This window comes from Burkholderia sp. BCC1996 (genome assembly GCF_905339955.1).
Lineage (GTDB): Bacteria > Pseudomonadota > Gammaproteobacteria > Burkholderiales > Burkholderiaceae > Burkholderia.
Genome location: NZ_CAJPHM010000010.1, coordinates 173,285 through 191,773, shown reverse-complemented (window position 1 = coordinate 191,773; position 18,489 = coordinate 173,285). Strand labels below are relative to the sequence as shown.

General features: G+C 68.1%; 18 protein-coding genes. 7 read left to right on the top strand and 11 right to left on the bottom strand.

Annotation, left to right across the window (positions count from 1 at the left end; genetic code table 11):
- Positions 1–130 precede the first annotated feature (130 nt).
- The gene (locus tag U4Z64_RS17100; protein ID WP_044847736.1) at positions 131–889 is read right to left on the bottom strand and encodes an SDR family oxidoreductase; all 759 of its coding nucleotides are present in this window, start codon (positions 887–889) and stop codon (positions 131–133) included.
- A 76-nt stretch (positions 890–965) separates the two neighbouring features.
- Positions 966–2,405 (bottom strand): aldehyde dehydrogenase family protein, encoded by a 1,440-nt coding sequence (locus U4Z64_RS17095; RefSeq protein WP_044847737.1) that lies wholly within the window; start codon positions 2,403–2,405, stop codon positions 966–968.
- Positions 2,406–2,874: 469 nt separating this feature from the next.
- On the opposite strand from U4Z64_RS17095, the gene ppa reads away from it, so the two are divergent.
- The gene (ppa, locus tag U4Z64_RS17090; RefSeq protein WP_011885693.1) at positions 2,875–3,402 is read left to right on the top strand and encodes an inorganic diphosphatase; all 528 of its coding nucleotides are present in this window, start codon (positions 2,875–2,877) and stop codon (positions 3,400–3,402) included.
- A gap of 56 nt (positions 3,403–3,458) precedes the next feature.
- Here the strand turns inward: ppa and U4Z64_RS17085 are convergent, their stop codons facing one another.
- Positions 3,459–4,388, bottom strand: coding sequence for a GIY-YIG nuclease family protein (locus tag U4Z64_RS17085; RefSeq protein ID WP_321820540.1), 930 nt, complete (start codon positions 4,386–4,388; stop codon positions 3,459–3,461).
- Positions 4,389–4,468: 80 nt separating this feature from the next.
- Positions 4,469–5,647, bottom strand: a complete 1,179-nt coding sequence (locus tag U4Z64_RS17080) for a GNAT family N-acetyltransferase (protein WP_321820539.1) — start codon at positions 5,645–5,647, stop codon at positions 4,469–4,471.
- Positions 5,648–5,756: 109 nt separating this feature from the next.
- On the opposite strand from U4Z64_RS17080, the gene U4Z64_RS17075 reads away from it, so the two are divergent.
- Positions 5,757–7,478 (top strand): NAD+ synthase, encoded by a 1,722-nt coding sequence (locus tag U4Z64_RS17075; protein ID WP_321820538.1) that lies wholly within the window; start codon positions 5,757–5,759, stop codon positions 7,476–7,478.
- Between the two features lie 98 nt (positions 7,479–7,576).
- Positions 7,577–7,915 (top strand): P-II family nitrogen regulator, encoded by a 339-nt coding sequence (locus U4Z64_RS17070; protein ID WP_006398637.1) that lies wholly within the window; start codon positions 7,577–7,579, stop codon positions 7,913–7,915.
- Between the two features lie 159 nt (positions 7,916–8,074).
- Here U4Z64_RS17070 and U4Z64_RS17065 read toward each other — a convergent pair whose 3' ends face one another.
- Both U4Z64_RS17065 and U4Z64_RS17060 read right to left on the bottom strand, forming a co-directional pair.
- On the bottom strand, positions 8,075–9,154 hold the full coding sequence (locus tag U4Z64_RS17065; protein ID WP_044847749.1) for a porin: 1,080 nt from the start codon (positions 9,152–9,154) through the stop codon (positions 8,075–8,077).
- 569 nt (positions 9,155–9,723) lie between these two features.
- Positions 9,724–10,650 carry a LysR family transcriptional regulator gene (locus U4Z64_RS17060; RefSeq protein WP_321820537.1) on the bottom strand — a complete coding sequence of 309 codons (927 nt, stop codon included), beginning with the start codon at positions 10,648–10,650 and terminating at the stop codon, positions 9,724–9,726.
- A 143-nt stretch (positions 10,651–10,793) separates the two neighbouring features.
- Between U4Z64_RS17060 and U4Z64_RS17055 the strand changes: the two genes are divergently transcribed.
- Entirely contained in the window at positions 10,794–11,291 is a 498-nt protein-coding gene (locus U4Z64_RS17055; protein WP_044847740.1) for a GNAT family N-acetyltransferase, read from the top strand.
- A 58-nt stretch (positions 11,292–11,349) separates the two neighbouring features.
- On the opposite strand, the gene U4Z64_RS17050 is transcribed toward U4Z64_RS17055, so the two are convergent.
- The 4 genes from U4Z64_RS17050 to U4Z64_RS17035 form a co-directional block, all read right to left on the bottom strand.
- Positions 11,350–12,129: an ABC transporter ATP-binding protein gene (locus U4Z64_RS17050; RefSeq protein ID WP_044847741.1), complete on the bottom strand. Its 780-nt coding sequence runs from the start codon at positions 12,127–12,129 to the stop codon at positions 11,350–11,352.
- 18 nt (positions 12,130–12,147) lie between these two features.
- A complete protein-coding gene (locus tag U4Z64_RS17045; protein ID WP_044847742.1) occupies positions 12,148–12,861 on the bottom strand; it encodes an ABC transporter permease in 714 nt (237 codons plus the stop codon).
- The gene (locus U4Z64_RS17040; protein WP_044847743.1) at positions 12,858–13,547 is read right to left on the bottom strand and encodes an ABC transporter permease; all 690 of its coding nucleotides are present in this window, start codon (positions 13,545–13,547) and stop codon (positions 12,858–12,860) included. The genes U4Z64_RS17045 and U4Z64_RS17040 overlap by 4 nt, the downstream gene beginning before the upstream one ends.
- 228 nt (positions 13,548–13,775) lie before the next feature.
- Positions 13,776–14,552 carry an ABC transporter substrate-binding protein gene (locus U4Z64_RS17035; protein WP_044847744.1) on the bottom strand — a complete coding sequence of 259 codons (777 nt, stop codon included), beginning with the start codon at positions 14,550–14,552 and terminating at the stop codon, positions 13,776–13,778.
- Positions 14,553–14,920: 368 nt separating this feature from the next.
- On the opposite strand from U4Z64_RS17035, the gene U4Z64_RS17030 reads away from it, so the two are divergent.
- On the top strand, positions 14,921–15,610 hold the full coding sequence (locus U4Z64_RS17030) for a pirin family protein (protein ID WP_321820576.1): 690 nt from the start codon (positions 14,921–14,923) through the stop codon (positions 15,608–15,610).
- Between the two features lie 70 nt (positions 15,611–15,680).
- Here U4Z64_RS17030 and U4Z64_RS17025 read toward each other — a convergent pair whose 3' ends face one another.
- On the bottom strand, positions 15,681–16,232 hold the full coding sequence (locus U4Z64_RS17025) for a Spy/CpxP family protein refolding chaperone (RefSeq protein WP_044847746.1): 552 nt from the start codon (positions 16,230–16,232) through the stop codon (positions 15,681–15,683).
- Positions 16,233–16,458: 226 nt separating this feature from the next.
- On the opposite strand from U4Z64_RS17025, the gene U4Z64_RS17020 reads away from it, so the two are divergent.
- Both U4Z64_RS17020 and U4Z64_RS17015 read left to right on the top strand, forming a co-directional pair.
- Positions 16,459–17,184 carry a response regulator gene (locus U4Z64_RS17020; protein ID WP_006755678.1) on the top strand — a complete coding sequence of 242 codons (726 nt, stop codon included), beginning with the start codon at positions 16,459–16,461 and terminating at the stop codon, positions 17,182–17,184.
- Positions 17,168–18,484: an ATP-binding protein gene (locus U4Z64_RS17015; RefSeq protein WP_124488435.1), complete on the top strand. Its 1,317-nt coding sequence runs from the start codon at positions 17,168–17,170 to the stop codon at positions 18,482–18,484. Before U4Z64_RS17020 ends, U4Z64_RS17015 begins: the two co-directional genes overlap by 17 nt.
- The last annotated feature ends 5 nt before the right edge of the window (positions 18,485–18,489 follow it).

Sequence of the window (18,489 nt, the reverse complement as noted above, 5' to 3'; positions counted from 1 at the left end):
TCTCCTGTCCTTTCTTGTGGTGGCCGGAGCCGGCGCGGCGGCGCCCGATCCGGTGTCGTGCGAAGCAATGACGATGCGTGGATGCGGCGCCGGCCGGCGCTGCCGGCGCGGCGCCATCACGGCCGTGCGGCTAGATGCAGCGCCCGCCGTCGACTTCGAGACAGACGCCGGTGATGAACTCGGCTTCGTCGGATGCGAGGTACAGGGCCGCGTTCGCGATGTCCTGCGGCGTCGAGAAGCGGCCGAGGGGAATCGTCGCGAGGAACCGGCGGCGATTCTCCGGCGTGTCCTCGCAGCCCATGAACTCGGTCATCAGGCCCGTCTCGCCGAGCACCGGGTTGATGCAGTTCACGCGGATCCGGTCGGCGCCGAGCTCGGCCGCGAGCGACTTGCTCGCGGTGATCATCGCGCCCTTCGTGCTGTTGTACCAGACGAGGCCCGGGCGCGGCCGCACGCCGGCCGTCGACGCGACGTTCACGAACACGCCGCCGCCCTGCGTGCGGAAATACGGAACGAAGGTCTGCACGCTCCAGAACAGGCTCTTCATGTTGACGGCGTACACGCGGTCGAACTCGGCTTCCGTCACGTCGAGCACCGGCTTGTTGCGATGGGTGGTGCCGGCGTTGTTCACGACGATCTGCACCGAATGGAAATCGTCGAGCGCGGCCTGCAGCAGCGCGCGCCAGTCGGCGTCCTTCGACACGTCGCCCGCGACCGCGATCGCCTTGCCGCCCGCCAGCGCGATCTCGCTCGCGACGCGCTCGGCCGCCGCACCGTTCAGGTCGTTGACGACGACGTTCGCGCCTTCGCGCGCATAGGTCTTCGCGATGCCTTCGCCGAAGCCCGAACCGCCGCCCGTGACGAGGGCCGTCTTGCCGCTCAACCGCATGGTGTGTCTCCTGTGCTGGATGCGTGCAGGGTGCTGCGGGACACGGCCGGTCCGTTGCCGGCCGCGTTCGTCTGGTTCAGCCGTGCCGGATCGCGATCGTCTTCAGCGTCGTGAAACCGTACAGCGCCTCGAAGCCTTTCTCGCGGCCGTGGCCCGAGTGGCCGACGCCGCCGAACGGCAACTCGACGCCGCCGCCCGCGCCGTAGTTGTTGATGAACACCTGGCCGGCACGCAGGCGGCGCGCGAGACGCAGCTGGCGTGCACCGTCGCGGGTCCAGATGCCGGCGACGAGGCCATACGGCGTGCCGTTCGCGAGCGCGACCGCTTCGTCTTCGTCGACGAAGCGCATCGCGGCGAGCACCGGGCCGAATACTTCCTCCTGCGCGAGCCGGTGCGACGCCGGCACGTCGCGCAGCAGCGCGGGCGCCTGGTAGAAGCCGCTTTCGGGCGCGTCGGCGACGACCTGGCCGTGCCCGGCCATCGGAATGCCGTCGTGCTGCGCGTCGGACAGGAAATCCCACACGCGCTGCTGCTGTTTCGCGTTGATCAGCGGGCCACAGTCGAGATCCGCGCGGCTCGGGCCGACCCGCAGCCCGTTGAACGCGGTGGCGAGCCGTTCGACGAGCGGCTCGTACACCGCGCGCTCGATCAGCACGCGGCTGCCGGCCGAGCAGGTCTGCCCGCCGTTCTGTACGATCGCCGACACGAGCACGGGCAGCGCCGCTTCGAGATCGGCGTCGGCGAAGACGATCTGCGGCGACTTGCCGCCGAGTTCGAGCGTGACGGGCACGTGGTTTTCGGCGGCCATCTGCGTGACCAGCTTGCCGGTCGCGGGCGAGCCGGTGAACGAGATGTGATCGATGCCGGGATGGCGCGCGAGTGCCGCGCCCGCTTCATGGCCGTAGCCGGTGACCACGTTCAGCGCACCGGCCGGCAGCCCGGCTTCGGCGGCGAGTTCGGCCACGCGCAGCACCGACAGGCACGCATCCTCGGCCGGTTTCACGACGCATGCGTTGCCGGCCGCGAGCGCAGCGCCGACGCTGCGCCCGAAGATCTGCATCGGGTAGTTCCACGGCACGATGTGGCCGGTGACGCCGTGCGGCTCGCGCACCGTCAGTACCGTGTAGCCGGCCTGATAGGGGAGGGTTTCGCCGTGCAGCTTGTCGGCGGCGCCCGCGTAGAACTCGAAGTAGCGGGCGAGCGCGGCGGCGTCGGCACGCGCCTGCTTCAGCGGCTTGCCGGTGTCGCGTGCCTCGATCGCGGCGAGTTCCTCGAGATGGTCGGCGACGCGCGCGGACAGCCGCATCAGCACGCGGCCGCGCTCGGCGGCGCTCGCCGCGCCCCACGGGCCCGCGAATGCGTCGCGGGCGGCGGCGACCGCACGTTCGATGTCGGGCGCCGTGCCGCGCGCGATCGTCGCGAACGGCTGGCCGTCGGACGGGTCGACGACCGGAATCGTCTCCAGTTGCGCGGGCAACGTCCATTCGCCTGCGATGAAGTGCTTCGCTTCTTCCATGCGTGCTCCTGTCGACCCGAGTTGGCGCTTCAGCGCCTACTCGGGTCCCATGCTTCGCGGTCGGCCCGGGTTGGTGCTTCAGCGGCTACTCGAGTCCCATGCTTCGCGGTCGACCCGGGTTGGTGCTTCAGCGCCTACTCGAGTCTCATGCTTCGCGGTCGACCCGGGTTGACGCTATAGCGCTTGCTCGGGTTCCATGCTTCGCGGTCGATCCGAGTTGGTGCTTTAGCGCTTACTCGGGTCCCATGCTTCGCGGTCGACCCGGGTTGACGCTTCAGCGCCTACTCGGCTTCCATGCAACATCACCCGGGGTTTGATGGCCGGACATCCGGAACGATTATCGCGCCGATCGTCATCCGGACGCCACCGGTCGATTGGCTATAATGGCGCATTCCCTGCGGGGACGCCCGCGGCGGTGCAACGGCCGCGGCGCCCCTGTCCCGAATTCCATCGACCAACAGAGAGCGCTATGAGCTTCAATCATGTTCCGGCCGGCAAGGACCTGCCGCACGATTTCAACGTGATCATCGAGATCCCCGCGCAAAGCGATCCGGTGAAGTACGAGGCGGACAAGGAGCTGGGTCTCCTCGTCGTCGACCGCTTCATCGGTACCGGCATGCGCTATCCGGTGAACTACGGCTACATCCCGCAGACGCTGTCGGGCGACGGCGATCCGGTCGACGTGCTGGTGATCACGCCGTTCCCGCTGCTGGCCGGCTCGATCGTGCGTTCGCGCGTGCTCGGCATGCTGCAGATGACCGACGAGTCGGGCGTCGACGCGAAGCTCGTCGCCGTGCCGCACGACAAGGTCTGCCCGATGACGGCGAACCTGAAGTCGATCGACGACGTACCCGAGTACCTGAAGGACCAGATCAAGCACTTCTTCGAGCAATACAAGGCGCTCGAGAAGGGCAAGTGGGTGAAGGTCGAAGGCTGGGCCGGCATCGACGCCGCGCACAAGGAAATCGCCGACGGCGCCGCGAACTACAAGAAGTAAGCCGGCTGGCCGGCCTCGCGGCCGGCTCGTTCGGAACGCAAACCGCGCGTGTCTCCTCAGGAGGCCGCGCGGTTTTGTTTTGTGCGCGGTTTGGCGCCCGTGGTGGTGTTCTTTCGCGTGCGTGCGGGCGCGGGCTGGGAGCCGGCGTTCGGCGAGGTTTTCGTACGCTTCGCTCGTGTTGAGGTGGTTGATCGAGTTGAGCCGCTTGAGCGAATTGCGCCCGTTGCGCCGCGCTCGGTGGTGGCTGGAGCAGCGGCTGCGACGGCTTCGGTTCCGGCCTTTCCGGCCGACGTACCGCTGCGCGCCGGCGATGTCGAAGCGCTGCCGGCGCGTGCCTTCGCGACGGACTTGCCGCCGGCCGCCGGCGCTTTCCGTTTCGGCGTCGAGTTGACGGCAGGCTTGTCCTGCTTTGCCGCCGTGCTGCGCGACGCGGCCTTTTTTGCTTCGGCAGCGTCGCCGTTCGTCGCACGCTTGCTGGCTGGAGCTGCCTTCGTCTTCGCACGAGCCTGCGCGCTTTGCCCGGACTTCGAGGTCTTGCCGGACCGCGATGCTTTCCCGTCACTACCGGCCTTCGCGGCTTTCCTGACGGGTCGTTCCGTTTCGACCGCCTGCATCGCGATTTCGGCGGGCTGCGGCGCCTTCTTCATCACCTTCTTCCGACGCCGCGTGCCGGCCTTCAAACCGTCCGCGTCGACTTCCCCGCCGATCGTCACCACAGCCGGCAGCACCGATTCCAGCGTTCGCAATCCTGCCGCCAGTTCGCGCTTCTGCGCGGCGGTCAGCCGCTTCACCCAGTACTCGGCGCGCGACGCGATCGACCGGTCGGGCAGCGGGAACGACGCGAGCACCGCGCGCGGCTTGCGCGAGCGCGTATAGCGCGCGCCCTTGCCGGCCGCGTGCTCGTCGAAGCGCGCGGCAACGTCGGTCGTGATGCCGGTGTAGACGCTGTCGTCGGCACACTCGATCAGATACAGAAACCAGGACATGGGGCGGCGGCGGGATGCGAAGCCGTCAGTGTCTCAGAATTGGCGCGTGCCGCCGCAAGCGACATGATTCGCGCCCGCCGTCACGGCCCCCGCCGGAACGGATCGTGCTCGCGCAGCTCGTCGACGTACGCGTGGATATGCTCGGTCTCGCGTTCGAGAAAGCGCGCGACCGCATCGGAGAACGCCGGGTGCGCGAGCCAGTGCGCGGAATGCGTGACGGTCGGCAGGAAGCCGCGCGCGAGCTTGTGCTCGCCTTGCGCACCGCCCTCGAACGTGTCGAGCCCGGCCTCGATGCAGAATTCGAGCAACTGGTAGTAGGCCGTTTCGAAATGCAGGCAGGGCACGTGTTCGAGCGCGCCCCAGTAGCGGCCGTACAGCGTGCCGCCGCGGCCGTTCGCGCCGCGCCGGTAGACGGCGAGCGAGCTCGCGATCGGTTTGCCGTCGGCTTCGGCGATCACGAGCAGCAGGTTCTCCGGCATCGTCGCGCCGATCGCGCGGAAGAAGTCGAGATTCAGGTACGGGCTCGAATAGTGCTCGCGATAGGTCTGCCGGTAGCAGCGCGAGAAGAAGCGCCAGTCGGCGTCGGTGATCTGCTCGCCGGCGAGTCGCCGGAACGTGACGCCGGCATCGCGCACCTTGCGACGTTCCGCGCGGATGTTCTTGCGCTTCTTCTGCTCGAGCGTGCCGAGGAAGTCGTCGAAGTCGCGGTAGCCGTCGTTGAGCCAGTGGAACTGCACGCCTTCGCGCAGCATCATCCCCATCGACTCGAGCAGCCGCGCCTCGTCGCCGGCCGGGAACAGCACGTGCAGCGACGACACGTCGCTTTGCTCGGCGAACGCGAGCAGCGTGGCCGCGAGCCGGCGGCGCGCGTCGTCGTCGGCCGCGAGCAGGCGCGTGCCCTGCACGGGCGTGAACGGCACCGCGCACAGCAGCTTCGGGTAGTAGGACAGCCCGTTGCGCTGGTACGCGTCGGCCCACGCCCAGTCGAACACGTATTCGCCGTACGAATGCTGTTTCGCGTAGACGGGCGCGGCCGCCGCGAGCCGGCCGGTGCGCGCGTCGGTCAGCGTGACGAAGTGCGGCGACCAGCCGGTGTCGTCGACCGCGCAGCGCGCGACGTGCAGCGCGTCGAGGAATTCGTGGCGCAGGAACGGCGTCGGCTGCGCGTCGCGCTCGAGCAGCGCGTTCCATTCGTCGGCCGGCACCTCGGCGGGGGACGACAGGATGCCCGTGCGATAATCGATGCGTTCGTGTTTCAAGCGTGAATCCGTACAGTTGGATGCCGCCGGATGCGTGCCGCCGTGGCCCGCTTCCGAGGCGTTTTCGTCAGCCGTTCAGGGCGCGCCGCCGGGCTGCGCCGATCCCGTCATGAAGACCCGACTCGCTCTCGCCCAGATCAACGTCACCGTCGGCGATTTCGCCGGCAACGTCGCGCGGATCATTGCCGCCGCCCGCGCCGCGCACAACGATGGTGCGCGCCTGATGATCGCGCCCGAACTCGCGCTGTCCGGCTATCCGCCGGAAGACCTGCTGCTGCGGCCCGCGTTCTACACGGCGGCGGCCGCCGCGCTCGACGCGCTCGCCGATGCGCTGCGTGCGTTCGACGGGCTCGCGGTGCTGGTCGGCCATCCGTTGCGGAGCGCGGGCGGCGATCCGTCGGGCGGCGCTCCGCACGCGCCAGCCGTCGATGGTAATGCAAACCGCCCGATCGAGCGCGGCGTGCCGCCGGCCGACACCTACAACGCGGTGTCGCTGATCGTCGGCGGCGAGATCGTCGGCACCTACCGCAAGCAGGATCTGCCGAACGCCGACGTGTTCGACGAGAAGCGCTACTTCGCGACCGACACCGAGCCGCTCGTGTTCGAGCTCGACGGCGTCAGATACGGCGTGATCATCTGCGAGGACGCATGGCATGCGTCGGCCGCGCAGATCGCGAAGGCCGCCGGCGCGCAGGTGCTGCTGATCCCGAACGGTTCGCCGTACCACATGAACAAGGAAGCGCTGCGCATCGACATCCTGCGCGCGCGGATCCGCGAAACCGGGCTGCCGATGGTGTACGTGAACCTCGTCGGCGGCCAGGACGAGCTCGTGTTCGACGGCGGCTCGTTCGTGCTCGACGGCGAGGGCGCGCTCGTCGCGAAGATGCCGCAGTTCGACGAAGGGCACGCGATCGTCGAGTTCGACGGCGCGCGCCCGCTGCCGGGTGCGATCGCGCCCGAACTGCCGGTCGACGCGCAGGTCTATCGCGCGCTCGTGACCGGCGTGCGCGACTACATCGGCAAGAACGGTTTCCCCGGCGTGCTGATCGGGCTGTCGGGCGGCGTCGATTCGGCGCTGGTGCTCGCGGTCGCCTGCGACGCGCTCGGGCCCGAGCGCGTGCGCGCGGTGATGATGCCGTCGCGCTACACGGCCGACATCTCGACCACCGACGCGGCGGAGATGGCGCGGCGCGTCGGCGTGCGCTATGACGAGATCGCGATCGCGCCGATGTTCGACGCGTTCCGCGCGGCGCTCGCGGGCGAATTCGCGGGCCGCGCGGAGGACGCGACGGAAGAGAACATCCAGGCGCGCATCCGCGGCACGCTGCTGATGGCGCTGTCGAACAAGTTCGGCTCGATCGTGCTGACGACCGGCAACAAGAGCGAGATGGCGGTCGGCTACTGCACGCTGTACGGTGACATGGCCGGCGGCTTCGCGGTGATCAAGGACATCGCGAAGACGCTGGTCTACCGGCTGTGCCGCTATCGCAACGCCACTGCGGACTACGGGCTGCGCGACGTGATCCCCGAGCGGATCCTGACGCGCGCGCCGTCGGCCGAGCTGCGCGAGAACCAGACGGACCAGGACAGCCTGCCGCCCTACGACGTGCTCGACGCGATCATGCGGATGTACATGGAGGAGGACCGGCCGCTCGCGGAGATCGTCGCGGCCGGCTATGCGGAGGCCGACGTCGCGCGCGTGACGCGGCTCATCAAGATCAACGAATACAAGCGCCGCCAGGCGCCGATCGGCATTCGCGTCACGCATCGCGCGTTCGGACGCGACTGGCGCTATCCGATCACGTCACGCTTTACCGAACGTCTCGACTGAGCCGCGCCGTGCGCGGCCGGCCGGCTTACGGCTTACACTTACGGCTTAAAATCGGGATTGCGATTTTTCATCCAAACGAGCATTGAGGGACAACCATCATGAAACGCATCACCGCCATCATCAAGCCGTTCAAGCTGGACGAAGTCCGCGAAGCGCTCGCCGAAGTGGGCCTCACCGGCCTGACCGTGACGGAAGTGAAGGGCTTCGGCCGCCAGAAGGGGCACACCGAGCTGTATCGCGGCGCCGAATACGTGGTCGACTTCCTGCCGAAGATGAAGATCGAGGTGGTCGTCGCGGAAGCGCAGGTCGACCAGGTGATCGACGCGGTGATCGGCGCGGCGCGCACGGGCAAGATCGGCGACGGCAAGATCTTCGTGTCGGACGTCGAGCGCGTGATCCGCATCCGCACCGGCGAAGAGAACGAAGCGGCGGTCTGAGCGCCGCATCCGGCCCGTTCGGCGGATCGGGCCGCGGATCGCACGATCCCGGGCCGCCAATAAAAAACGGTGCGGATACCCGGGAGGGTACCGCACCGATACGCGCCTCTCGCAGCAGCGTGGAAAGTGTTGTCGAATCGTTCTCTGGACGGCGCCTGATCAGAACAGGTGCTGGATGCCGGCGTAGACGCCGGTCTGGCTGCCACCCGGATGCGGGTTGCCCGTCGACACGGCGGTGCCTGCACCGTTCGCGTTCAGGCCGAAGTTGGCCGTCGAGCTGTTGCGCACCGTCGCGACCTGCACGTCGAACAGCGTGCGCTTCGAGATGTTGTACGAACCTCCGACCGTGTAGATGTTCGCGTTGCCGCCGCCGTGGTTGGCGTTCACGTGGTACACGGCCGCGATCAGCGCTGCCGCCGGCGTGGCCTGCCACGTCACGCCGCCCCAGACCTGCTGGGTGCCGGTGATGCCGTTGTTGACGGCCGGGCCGCCGCTGCCGTCAGCATGCGACGACTGGTAAGCCGCCTGCAGCTTGAACTGGCCGAGGAACACGTTCAGGCCCGCGAAGTATTCACGCGAGTAGTTGAACACGTCCGAGAAGCGGCCGTTGCTGTCGCGCGTTTCGTCGTAGATGCCGCGCAACTGGAACAGCGAGTTCGTGTACGTGACCTGTGCGCCGGCTGCACGGCCAGGCTGGCCGGCCGTCGTGTTGCCGTTGAAGCTGGTCGAGTTCGAGAACGCGAACTGGCCGTAGAAGTCGAGGCCGTAGAACTGCGGCGACTGGTACGACACGTTGTTGCTGGTCTTGTTCCAGTTGCGGCCGCGCACGAGCGATGCCGACGACCAGCTCGACTGGCCCAGCGGATCGAAGTCCCACACGCCGTTCGCGATCGCGAGTTCGCGACCCAGCAGCAGCGTACCGTAGCGGTCGTTGGAGATGCCGACGGTCGCGAAACGATCCCAGATCGAGCCGCTGAAGCCGCCCGTCATCGTGTTGAACGCGCCTTCGAGGTGGAACAGGACCTTGTTGCCGCCGCCGATGTCCTCGCTGCCCTTCAAGCCCCACAGGCTCGTGCCCCAGTCGCCGCTTTCCGCGCGCACTTGGTGGCCGTTCTGCAGGCCGTTCAGGTACTCGAGGCCGGCATCCAGGCGACCATACAGCGTGACGCTGCTCTGCGCGTGCGCCGTAACCACCCCAGCAGCCATCAGCGCGGCCGCGACCAAAGCTTTCTTCATCATCTCCTCCATACCCTGTCAAAAAGTCAACCCAGACTGCACGAGATGCCCGGAGCAGCGAGCGCCGGGCAAAAGCGAAAAGCGGGATAACCAGGGAGACCTCGTGCAGGGCCGGTAAGCGCGGCACGCGGGCAAGCGGACGGAAAACCGTTGAGCGGTCCCGCGCGGCCGGGTCGGCTTGCGGGGTCTCCTTGTTGTGTCGTGAAGCTAAACTACATTTCACGAACTTCGTTTTGCTACTTTGGTTACTAATTTAGCAAAAATACAATTTTGTGGCGATGGAAATCGTTGTTTGACTAACACGTGTCGCCAATTTGCCATGCAACACAGTGCGCAGCGGGTGCCCAAGGGGCCGTCGATTTCCGGAAAACCCTTGTGAGACAAGGGAGACACGGATTCGGCGCCGGTGGGTCAAGGATTGCCACTATTGACGTTGCCGGAGCGCGAGCGTAAGCGCGGACCGCGCGGAATTGGTAAGTATTTCGTAATGAATTGGCAGTGGTCCGCCGCCGCCCGGGCGCCGGAAACGCTGGCGCGGCGGGCGCCCCGCGCGCCGCACCGGAGCGTCGAACTCAACCGCCCGCCGGCCGGACGTCGAGCAGTTGCGCGCGCAGCCACCGGTGCGCGTCGGTGCGCGCATGCTTCGCGTGCGAGTAGACCTTCACCGTGTAGCGCGGGATCTCGAACGGCGCGGGGAAGATGCGAATCGGCGCCGCGTGGCGCAGCGCCTGTGCGGCACGGTTCGGCACCGTCATCAGGAGTGCCGATTCCGCGATCACGAACGGTGCGGCCAGCACGCTCGGCAACTGCACGGCGACCTGCCGCGCGAGACCGAGCCGGTCGAGCACGTAGTCGACGACGCCGCGCGACTCGTTCCACGGCGTGACGACGACGTGGCGTGCCGCGAGGTACTGGTCGAGCGTCAGCCGGCGGCGGATGTCCGGATGCGTGGCGCTCGCGATCACCACGTAGTCGTCCGAGAACCAGTCGAAATCCTCGATGCCCGGCGCGTCGGCGGCCGACTCCTCGTGATAGCCGAGCGCGAAGTCGATGCGGCCGGCCGCGAGTTCGTCGATCGCGATCTTCCGGTCGGAGTGGACGACGCGGATCCGCAGCCGCGGGGCGACCTGCTCGATACGCGCGAGCAGCGCCGGCAGCACCGCGAACGCCGTGTAGTCGCTCGCGGCGAACACGAACGTGCGGTCGCTTTGCGCGGGATCGAAGCGGCGTGCGCGGGCGAGCCCCTTCGACATCGTGTCGAGCGCATCGCCGGCCCAGGTGGCGATGTCGTCGGCGCGCACGGTCGGCTGCATCTCGTTGCCGAGGCGCACGAACAACGCATCGCCGATCGCTTCGCGCAACCGGGCGAGCGCGTGGCTGAGCGCGGACGGGCTCATCGCCAGCTCGTGCGCGGCCGCCGCGACCGAGCGGTGGCGGTACAGCGCGTCGAACGCGAGCAGCAGGTTCAGGTCGAGACGGCGCAGCTCTGGATGCATCATGTTCATGTCAGAATGAAGAAACTGCACTTCCTGCAGTTGTTTCGTGAACGTAGCATGTCGATCCGGGCGGCGTCACGCGCGATTGCGCGAGCGAGCGCCGCCGCATTCCGTTTTCAGTCCGGGCCGAAGGAGGGCTCCCCACCGTGCAAATCGACATCCGTTCGGCCACCGTCGCCGACGTGCCGCAGATCCTGCGTTTCATCACCGAGCTGGCCATCTACGAGAAGGCGGAGCATGAAGTGGTCGCGACGCCTGCATCGCTCGAGCGCAGCCTGTTCGGCGAAGGTTCGCCCGCGCGTGCGCTGATCTGCGAGGTCGACGGCGAGCCGGCCGGCTTCGCCGTGTATTTCTTCTCGTATTCGACGTGGCTCGGCCGCCAGGGCCTGTATCTCGAGGATCTGTACGTGTCGCCGCGCTTTCGCGGCGCGGGCGCCGGGCTGCGGCTGCTGAAGGCGCTCGCGCGCGTCGCGGTGGATACCGGCTGCGGGCGTTTCGAATGGAGCGTGCTCGACTGGAACGAGCCGGCGATCCGCTTCTACGAAAGCGTCGGCGCCGCGCCGCAGAGCGAATGGGTGCGCTACCGGCTCGCGGGCGACGCGTTGCGCGCGTTCGCCGACGGCGCGCCGGTGGACGCCGCGTAAACGCAAGACGGGCGCCGCATGGCGCCCGTTCGTGCAGTGCGGCGCGGAGGAGCGCGCGTTACTTGAGGCTGCCCGACAGGAACCCGCGCAGGCGTTCGCTCTTCGGGTTCGCGAACACCTCGGACGGCACGCCTTCTTCCTCGACGCGCCCCTGGTGCAGGAACATCACGTGGTTCGACACGTTGCGCGCGAAGCCCATCTCGTGCGTGACGACGATCATCGTGCGGCCTTCCTCGGCGAGCTTCTGCATCACCTTCAGCACTTCGCCGACCAGTTCCGGGTCGAGCGCCGACGTCGGCTCGTCGAACAGCATCACGTCCGGATGCATCGCCAGCGCCCGCGCGATCGCGACACGTTGCTGCTGGCCGCCCGACAGGTGCGACGGATACTGCTTCTCGACGCGCGGCGCGAGACCGACCTTCTCGAGATACTCGCGCGCGCGGTCTTCGGCTTCCTTCTTCGGGATGCCGAGCACGTTGACGGGTGCTTCCATCACGTTCTCGATCACGTTCATGTGCGACCAGAGATTGAAGTGCTGGAACACCATCGACAGCTTGGTGCGCACGCGCTGCAGCTGCTTCGAATCCGCGGCGCGCAGCGCGCCCGTCTTGTCGAGCGCGGTGCGCACTTCCTCGCCGTCGACGAAGATGCGGCCGGAGTTGGGCTGTTCGAGGAAGTTGATGCAGCGGAGCATCGTGCTCTTGCCGGAACCGGACGAGCCGATCACGCTGATCACGTCGCCCGAGTTCGCCTTCAGCGATACGCCCTTGAGCACCTCGTTGTCGCCGTACCGCTTGTGCAGATCGTCGACGAAAAGCTTCTGAGTCTGGGAATTCATGAATAGTCCTGCGGAAACTTACTTGCCTTGCGGGCGCAGATACGCGAGCCAGCGACGCTCGGCCTGGCGGAACAGCCACACGAGCGCGAACGAGATCACGAGATAGAGCAGGGCGGCGATGCCGAACGCGTGGAACGACATGTAGGTCGCCGAGTTCACGTCGCGCGCGATCTTCAGGATGTCCGGCACGGTCGCGGTGAACGCGACGGTGGTCGCGTGCAGCATCAGGATCACTTCGTTGCTGTAGAGCGGCAGCGCGCGGCGCAGCGCGGACGGCAGGATCACGCGGCGATACATCGTGAAGGTGGACATCCCGTACGCGCGCGCGGCCTCGATCTCGCCGTACGACGTCGCCTTGATCGCGCCCGCGAAGATCTCGGTGGTGTACGCGCAGGTGTTCAGCGTGAACGCGAGCAGCGTGCAGTGCATGCCGTCGCGGAAGAACGCGTCGAGCAGCGGCGTGCCGCGCACGACCTGCAGGCTGTAGAGGCCGGTGTAGCAGAGCAGCAGTTGCACGTAGAGCGGCGTGCCGCGGAACACGTACGTATAGAGCCACACGGCGCTCGACAGCCACTTCCTCTTCGACACGCGGGCCACCGCGAGCGGCACCGACAGGCAGAAGCCTAGGCCGATCGACACGACCAGCAGCCACAGCGTGATCGCGACGCCGGTGATCCGGAAGCCGTCGGTGTAGAGGTAGTTGCGCCAGTATTCTTGGATGAGTTCGATCATAGGTCAGCCTTGCGGACACCGGTCGAGTAGCGCTTTTCGAGCCACATCAGCACGAAGTTCGAGATCGTCGTGATGGCGAGATAGACCGCACCGGCGATCAGCGTGAAGAAGAAGAACCGCAGCGTGCCCTTGCCGGCGTCCTGCGACGCCTTCACGACGTCCGCGAGGCCGATGATCGACACCAGCGCGGTCGACTTCACGAGCACCTGCCAGTTGTTGCCGATGCCGGGCAGCGCGAAGCGCATCATCTGCGGGAACATGATCCGCGTGAACACCTGCCAGTTGGTCATCCCGTACGCGCTGCCGGCCTCGAGCTGGCCGCGCGGCACCGACAGGAACGCACCGCGGAAGGTCTCGGTGAAGTACGCGCCGTAGATGAAGCCGAGCACGAGCACGCCGGCGAGGAACGGGTCGATGTCGATCTGGTCCCAGCCGAGCGCGTCGGTCGCCATGTTCAGCCAGATCTGCAGGCTGTAGAACAGCAGCAGCATCAGCACGAGGTCGGGCACGCCTCGGATCAGCGTCGTGTAGACGGTGCCGGCGCCGTTCGTGAAGCGGTTGCGCGACAGCTTCGCGCCCGCGCCGAGCAGGCCCAGCAGGAACGACAGCGCGAGCGAAAGCACCGCCAGCTTGACGGTTTGCCAGGTGCCGGCGAGGATCAGCGGGCCGTAGCCTTGTAGAAACATATGTGGTCCCTGGTGTGGTCCCGGACGGCGCACGCGGTGCGCCGCGAAAGACGCGCCCGCCAAGCTGCGCGGAACGCCCCGTACGTATCATGACCGTCCGCCCCGGCAACGGTGCCGGGCCAGCCCGTCGCGCGAGCGGCGGGCGAGGGGGCGGGCGGCGCGTGGTTGACTGCCTGTCGTGCCGGACGCGGGGCCGCCCCCGCATCCGCTTCCCGGTATTGTCGGCGCTCAGCGCGCCGAGTAGACGCTGAACGAGAAATACTTGTGCGACAGCCGGTCGTACGTGCCGTCCTTGTGCATGTCGGCCAGCGCCTTGTTGATCTTGAGCTTCAGGTCCGTGTCGTCCTTGCGCAGGCCGATCGCGGTGCCGTCGCCGATCGTCTTCGGATCCTTCACCTCCGGGCCGGCGAACGCGAAGCCCTTGCCGCGCGGCGTGCGCAGGAAGCCGTAGTCGGCCTGCAGTTCATCCTGCAGCGTCGCGTCGAGGCGGCCCGAGCCGAGATCGGCATAGACCTGGTCCTGGTTCTGGTAAGGAACGATCGTCACGCCCTGCGGTTCCCAGTACGCCTTCGCGTAGGATTCCTGCGTCGAGCCCTGCTCGACGCCGACGTGCTTGCCCTTGAGCGACGCGACCGTCGGCAGCAGCGGCGAGCCGGCCTTCGCGATCATCCGCGCGGGCGCGTCGTACACCTTGTCGGAGAAGTCGATCTGCTCGCGACGCTTGTCCGTGACGGTCAGCGACGACACGATGACGTCGTACTTCTTCGCCTTCAGTGCGGGGATGATCCCGTCGAGATCCTGCGCGACCCACACGCATTTCACGTTGATCCGCTTGCAGATTTCCTTGGTGAGATCGACGTCGAAACCGACGATCTCGCCGCTCGGCGCGGTCGACTCGAACGGCGGGTAGCTGGCATCGACACCGATCCGCACGGTCTTCCACTCTTTCGCGAAGGCGCTGCCCGCCACGAGGGCGAGGGCGGCGCACAGGGCGGCCTTCTTCATTTCCATCCTTTTGTCGCTCACTTCCGGGGAGGCGCTCGCGGCCGGTCGGGCCGGGCGCCGCGGCGTATTCTAGACGGCCAAAATTCGTGTTTCGGCGCGCAGGCAACGGCGCTCGCCGGACGGGCGAACGCCAAAAGGGCGGTATTTTACCCGAACGCGATACCCGGAAAACGGCAATCCGGCGCGACCGATCGATTCTTCGATTCGGGCGTTGCGGCAATCGCGGTATTCGCGACGGGCATCACGCCGATTGGGTTCGCGGGTGCAACGATGCGGTGCGCGGGCGGCGGATTGTGGCGCGCCCGGCACGCCCCTACAGTGCAGGTAAACCCGAAGAAAGAATATCTGCCTGCCGGAGTGCCCGCCCCATGTTCCAGATCCGTCGCGCCGCCGAGCGCTGCCACACGCGCCAAGGCTGGCTCGAATCGAGCCACAGCTTTGCGCTTGCCGGCGCCGTGCATCCGCCGTTCGGCGCGCTGCGCGCGCTGAGCGAGGACCGGATCGCGCCGACGCGCGGCTTCGGGATGCAGCCGCGCCGCGACCTCGAAATCGTCACCTGCGTGCTCGACGGCGCGCTCGCACATCGCGACAGCCTCGGCAACGGCGCCATCGTGCGGGCCGGCGGCGTCCAGCGGATGAGCGCCGGCACGGGGCTGATGCACAGCGAAACCAATGCGTCGCGCGACCGGGTGCTGCATCTGCTGCAGATCTGGCTGCAGCCGGCGGAGCGGGGCGGACGGCCCGGCTACGCGGAGCGGCATTTCGCCGACGACGAGAAGCGCGGCCGCCTGCGGCTCGTCGCGTCGCCGGACGGCGACGACGGTGCGCTGTCGATCCGTGCGGATGCGCGGATCTTCGCGGGGCTGATCGATGGCGACGAGGCGGCGGCATTCGCCGTGCCGGCCGGGCGCAGCACCTATGTGCACGTGGTGCGCGGCGACGTGGAGGTCAACGGCCACGCGCTGGCCGCGGGCGACGGCGCGCGGATCGCCGGGGCAGACGCGGTCGCGTTCGCACGCGGCCGGGCGGCCGAGGTGCTGCTGTTCGACGTCGCCTGAAATGAAACGGGGGACGCGGGCCGGGTGCCCGCGTCCCCCGCGATGCCGCCCGGGGAGGCGGCCCGGCGGCTTACTGCGCCGGTGCCGACGCGCCCTTGGCCGCGCGGTGCTGCTCCCAGCGTTCCTTCATCTTCTCGTGACGCTGCTCCATCCGCGCGAACTGCTGCTTCAGCGCGGTGCTGACCGTCGTCTTCTGCTGGTCGTTCAGCCCGTTGTAGAACGCGAGCCAGGCGGCCGAGCTCTGCTCGCGCAGCTGCGCGTTCTGCTGCTCGGCCTGCTGGCGGGCGGCGTGCATCGCGTTCAGGTCGAGGATCGGCTGGTTCTGCTGCGCCTTGAACTGCTCGCGCATCTGCTCGTGGCTCTTGCGCATCGCTTCATGGTTCTGCTTCATCGTGTTGACGGCCGTCTGCCACTGCTGTTCCTGCGACGCGTTGAGCTTGAGCTGGTCGTGCAGCTTCATGATCACGCCGAACGGGCCGCCGTCATGGCCGCCGTGCATCTGGTGCATGCCGGGGCCGCCCGGCGGCGGCATGTCGTTGGGCTGCGCGGCATGCGCGGTGCCGAATGCGAGAGCGAGCACGGTGGCGGCCGCAATGGCCACGCGGGAAGTGTTCTTATACATTTCAGAAACTCCTTGTATCCAAAGGGTCCGGCGATGCGGCGCGCGGGGTGACCCGGGTGCCGCATCCGGTAAGACGCAGGTTAGCGGCGCGTGCTCGGGCCGGTGTTACGCGGGATGGCTGCCGGGTTACGGCGCATTACAGTTCCCTTGCGTCGTAACCCGCAGTAACCCTTTCGCCCCTTTGTTTCGTTCTTCGACTCCGCGCTCGCGCGCTAAACTTCGAGCCATGACTACCCAGATCCTCATCGTCGACGACGACCAAGAACTCCGAGACCTGCTGCGCGACTATCTCGTGCGCCAGGGGATGGAAGTGTCCGTGCTGCACGACGCGGCGACGCTCGAGAAGCGCCTCGAGCGCGAGCGGCCCGACCTGATCGTGCTGGACCTGATGATGCCGGGCGTGGACGGCCTGACCGCGCTGCGCCAGCTGCGCGCGGCCGGCGACGACATCCCCGTGATCATGCTGACCGCGCGCGCGGACGACGTCGATCGCATCGTCGGGCTCGAGCTCGGCGCGGACGACTACCTCGGCAAGCCGTTCAACCCGCGCGAGCTGCTCGCGCGCGTGCAGGCCGTGCTGCGCCGCCGCCGCGCGACGCCGTCGGCGGCGGCGCCCGAGCAGCGCGAGCCGTTCGCGTTCGGCCGTTTCGTGCTCGATTTCCAGGCGCGCACGCTGTCGGTCGACGGCAAACCGGCGACGCTGTCGAGCAGCGAATTCGCGCTGCTGAAGATCTTCGTGAATCACGCGCTGCGCACGCTCACGCGCGAACGGCTGCTCGAGCTGCTGCACGGGCCCGAGTACGACGGCACCGACCGCGGCATCGACGTCCAGGTATGGCGCCTGCGCCGCATCCTGGAAACGGATCCGTCGACGCCGCGCTTCATCCAGACGGTCCGCGGGCGCGGCTACGTGTTCGTGCCCGACGGCGAGGCCCATGCGCAAGCCCATTGATTCGCTGTTCGGGCGGCTGGCGCTGCTGGTCGTCGGCGTGTTGCTCCTGTCGCACTTCGCGTGGTTCTTCGCGATGCGCCTCGAGCGCAACCAGATGCAGACGCGTTATGCCGTCGAGGAGGCCGCGTTCCTCGTCGACGCCGTGCGCCAGCACGTCGAGCGCACGCCCGACCAGCCGCTGCCGTCGCGGGTGCGGCTGGTGTCGCCGGACAGTCCCGATGTGCCGAAAGACGCCGATTCGAACCTGGCGGCGCCGCTCAAGCGTTTCCGTGACGACGTGAGCGAGCGGATGCCGCCCGGCACGCTGGTCGAGATCGGCGCGCCGGGCCATCCGCCGGTGCTGTGGGTCAAGGAGCCGAGCGACCGCAACTGGATCGTGGTGCCGGTGCAGCCGCTGCGCCCGCCGCGCTCGCTCGACCGGATGCTGTTGTGGCTCGGCACGATTTTCTCGGCCGGCGTGATCGCCGCGCTGTTCGCGGCCTGGCAGCTGCAGCAGCCGCTGCGCTCGCTGGCGCGCGCGGTCGCGCGCTTCGGCCGCGGCCAGCCGGTGCCGCCGTTGCGCGAGCGCGGCCCGCGCGAGCTGCGCCAGCTCACGCACGGCTTCAACCAGATGGTGGAACAGGTGTCGCAGGCCGAGAGCGACCGCGCGGTGATGCTGGCCGGCGTCGCGCACGACCTGCGCACGCCGCTCGCCCGGATGCGCCTGCGCGCGGAAATGATGGACGACGCGCGGCTGCGCGACGGCGTGGTGCGCGATGTCGACTCGATGTCGCACATCGTCGACCAGTTCCTCGTGTTCGCGCACGGCGGGGCGGACCGCAGCGAGCCCGTGCCGGTCGACCAGACCTGCGAGCGGATCGCCCGCAGCTATCGCGCGGTCGCACCGAACGCGCCGGCGGTCCAGACGCATCTGGCCGCCGACGAAGGCTTCCGCCTGCCGACCGCGACGCTCGACCGGATCCTGTCGAACCTGCTGGACAATGCGCATGCGTACGGCGCGCCGCCCGTGCTCATCGAGACGGCGCGTACGCCGGCGGGTTACGTGCTGTCGGTCAGCGACAGCGGCGGCGGGATTGCGCCGCGCGATCTGGCGGCCGCGACGCGTCCGTTCGTGCGGCTCGACCCCGCGCGCGGCGGGAACGGCCACAGCGGGCTCGGGCTGGCGATCGTCGAGCGGCTGGTGCTGCGGCTGGGCGGGGCGTGCGAGATCGGCAATCGTCCCGAGGGCGGCCTGCGCGTGGCGATGACGTTCCCGTTCGACGTGGTGCCGAAGGACGAACTTCACGCCCAGGCCGCGTAAGCGGC

Excerpts from the sequence above, each read along its gene's own strand:
- U4Z64_RS17100 (WP_044847736.1), bottom strand. The coding sequence starts at position 889 with ATGCGGTTGAGCGGCAAGACGGCCCTCGTCACGGGCGGCGGTTCGGGC.
- U4Z64_RS17085 (WP_321820540.1), bottom strand. The coding sequence starts at position 4,388 with ATGTCCTGGTTTCTGTATCTGATCGAGTGTGCCGACGACAGCGTCTAC.
- ppa (WP_011885693.1), top strand. The coding sequence starts at position 2,875 with ATGAGCTTCAATCATGTTCCGGCCGGCAAGGACCTGCCGCACGATTTC.
- U4Z64_RS17070 (WP_006398637.1), top strand. The coding sequence starts at position 7,577 with ATGAAACGCATCACCGCCATCATCAAGCCGTTCAAGCTGGACGAAGTC.
- U4Z64_RS17060 (WP_321820537.1), bottom strand. The coding sequence starts at position 10,650 with ATGATGCATCCAGAGCTGCGCCGTCTCGACCTGAACCTGCTGCTCGCG.
- U4Z64_RS17075 (WP_321820538.1), top strand. The coding sequence starts at position 5,757 with ATGAAGACCCGACTCGCTCTCGCCCAGATCAACGTCACCGTCGGCGAT.
- U4Z64_RS17025 (WP_044847746.1), bottom strand. The coding sequence starts at position 16,232 with ATGTATAAGAACACTTCCCGCGTGGCCATTGCGGCCGCCACCGTGCTC.
- U4Z64_RS17065 (WP_044847749.1), bottom strand. The coding sequence starts at position 9,154 with ATGATGAAGAAAGCTTTGGTCGCGGCCGCGCTGATGGCTGCTGGGGTG.
- U4Z64_RS17050 (WP_044847741.1), bottom strand. The coding sequence starts at position 12,129 with ATGAATTCCCAGACTCAGAAGCTTTTCGTCGACGATCTGCACAAGCGG.
- U4Z64_RS17035 (WP_044847744.1), bottom strand. The coding sequence starts at position 14,552 with ATGAAGAAGGCCGCCCTGTGCGCCGCCCTCGCCCTCGTGGCGGGCAGC.
- U4Z64_RS17020 (WP_006755678.1), top strand. The coding sequence starts at position 16,459 with ATGACTACCCAGATCCTCATCGTCGACGACGACCAAGAACTCCGAGAC.
- U4Z64_RS17045 (WP_044847742.1), bottom strand. The coding sequence starts at position 12,861 with ATGATCGAACTCATCCAAGAATACTGGCGCAACTACCTCTACACCGAC.
- U4Z64_RS17040 (WP_044847743.1), bottom strand. The coding sequence starts at position 13,547 with ATGTTTCTACAAGGCTACGGCCCGCTGATCCTCGCCGGCACCTGGCAA.
- U4Z64_RS17015 (WP_124488435.1), top strand. The coding sequence starts at position 17,168 with ATGCGCAAGCCCATTGATTCGCTGTTCGGGCGGCTGGCGCTGCTGGTC.
- U4Z64_RS17030 (WP_321820576.1), top strand. The coding sequence starts at position 14,921 with ATGTTCCAGATCCGTCGCGCCGCCGAGCGCTGCCACACGCGCCAAGGC.
- U4Z64_RS17095 (WP_044847737.1), bottom strand. The coding sequence starts at position 2,405 with ATGGAAGAAGCGAAGCACTTCATCGCAGGCGAATGGACGTTGCCCGCG.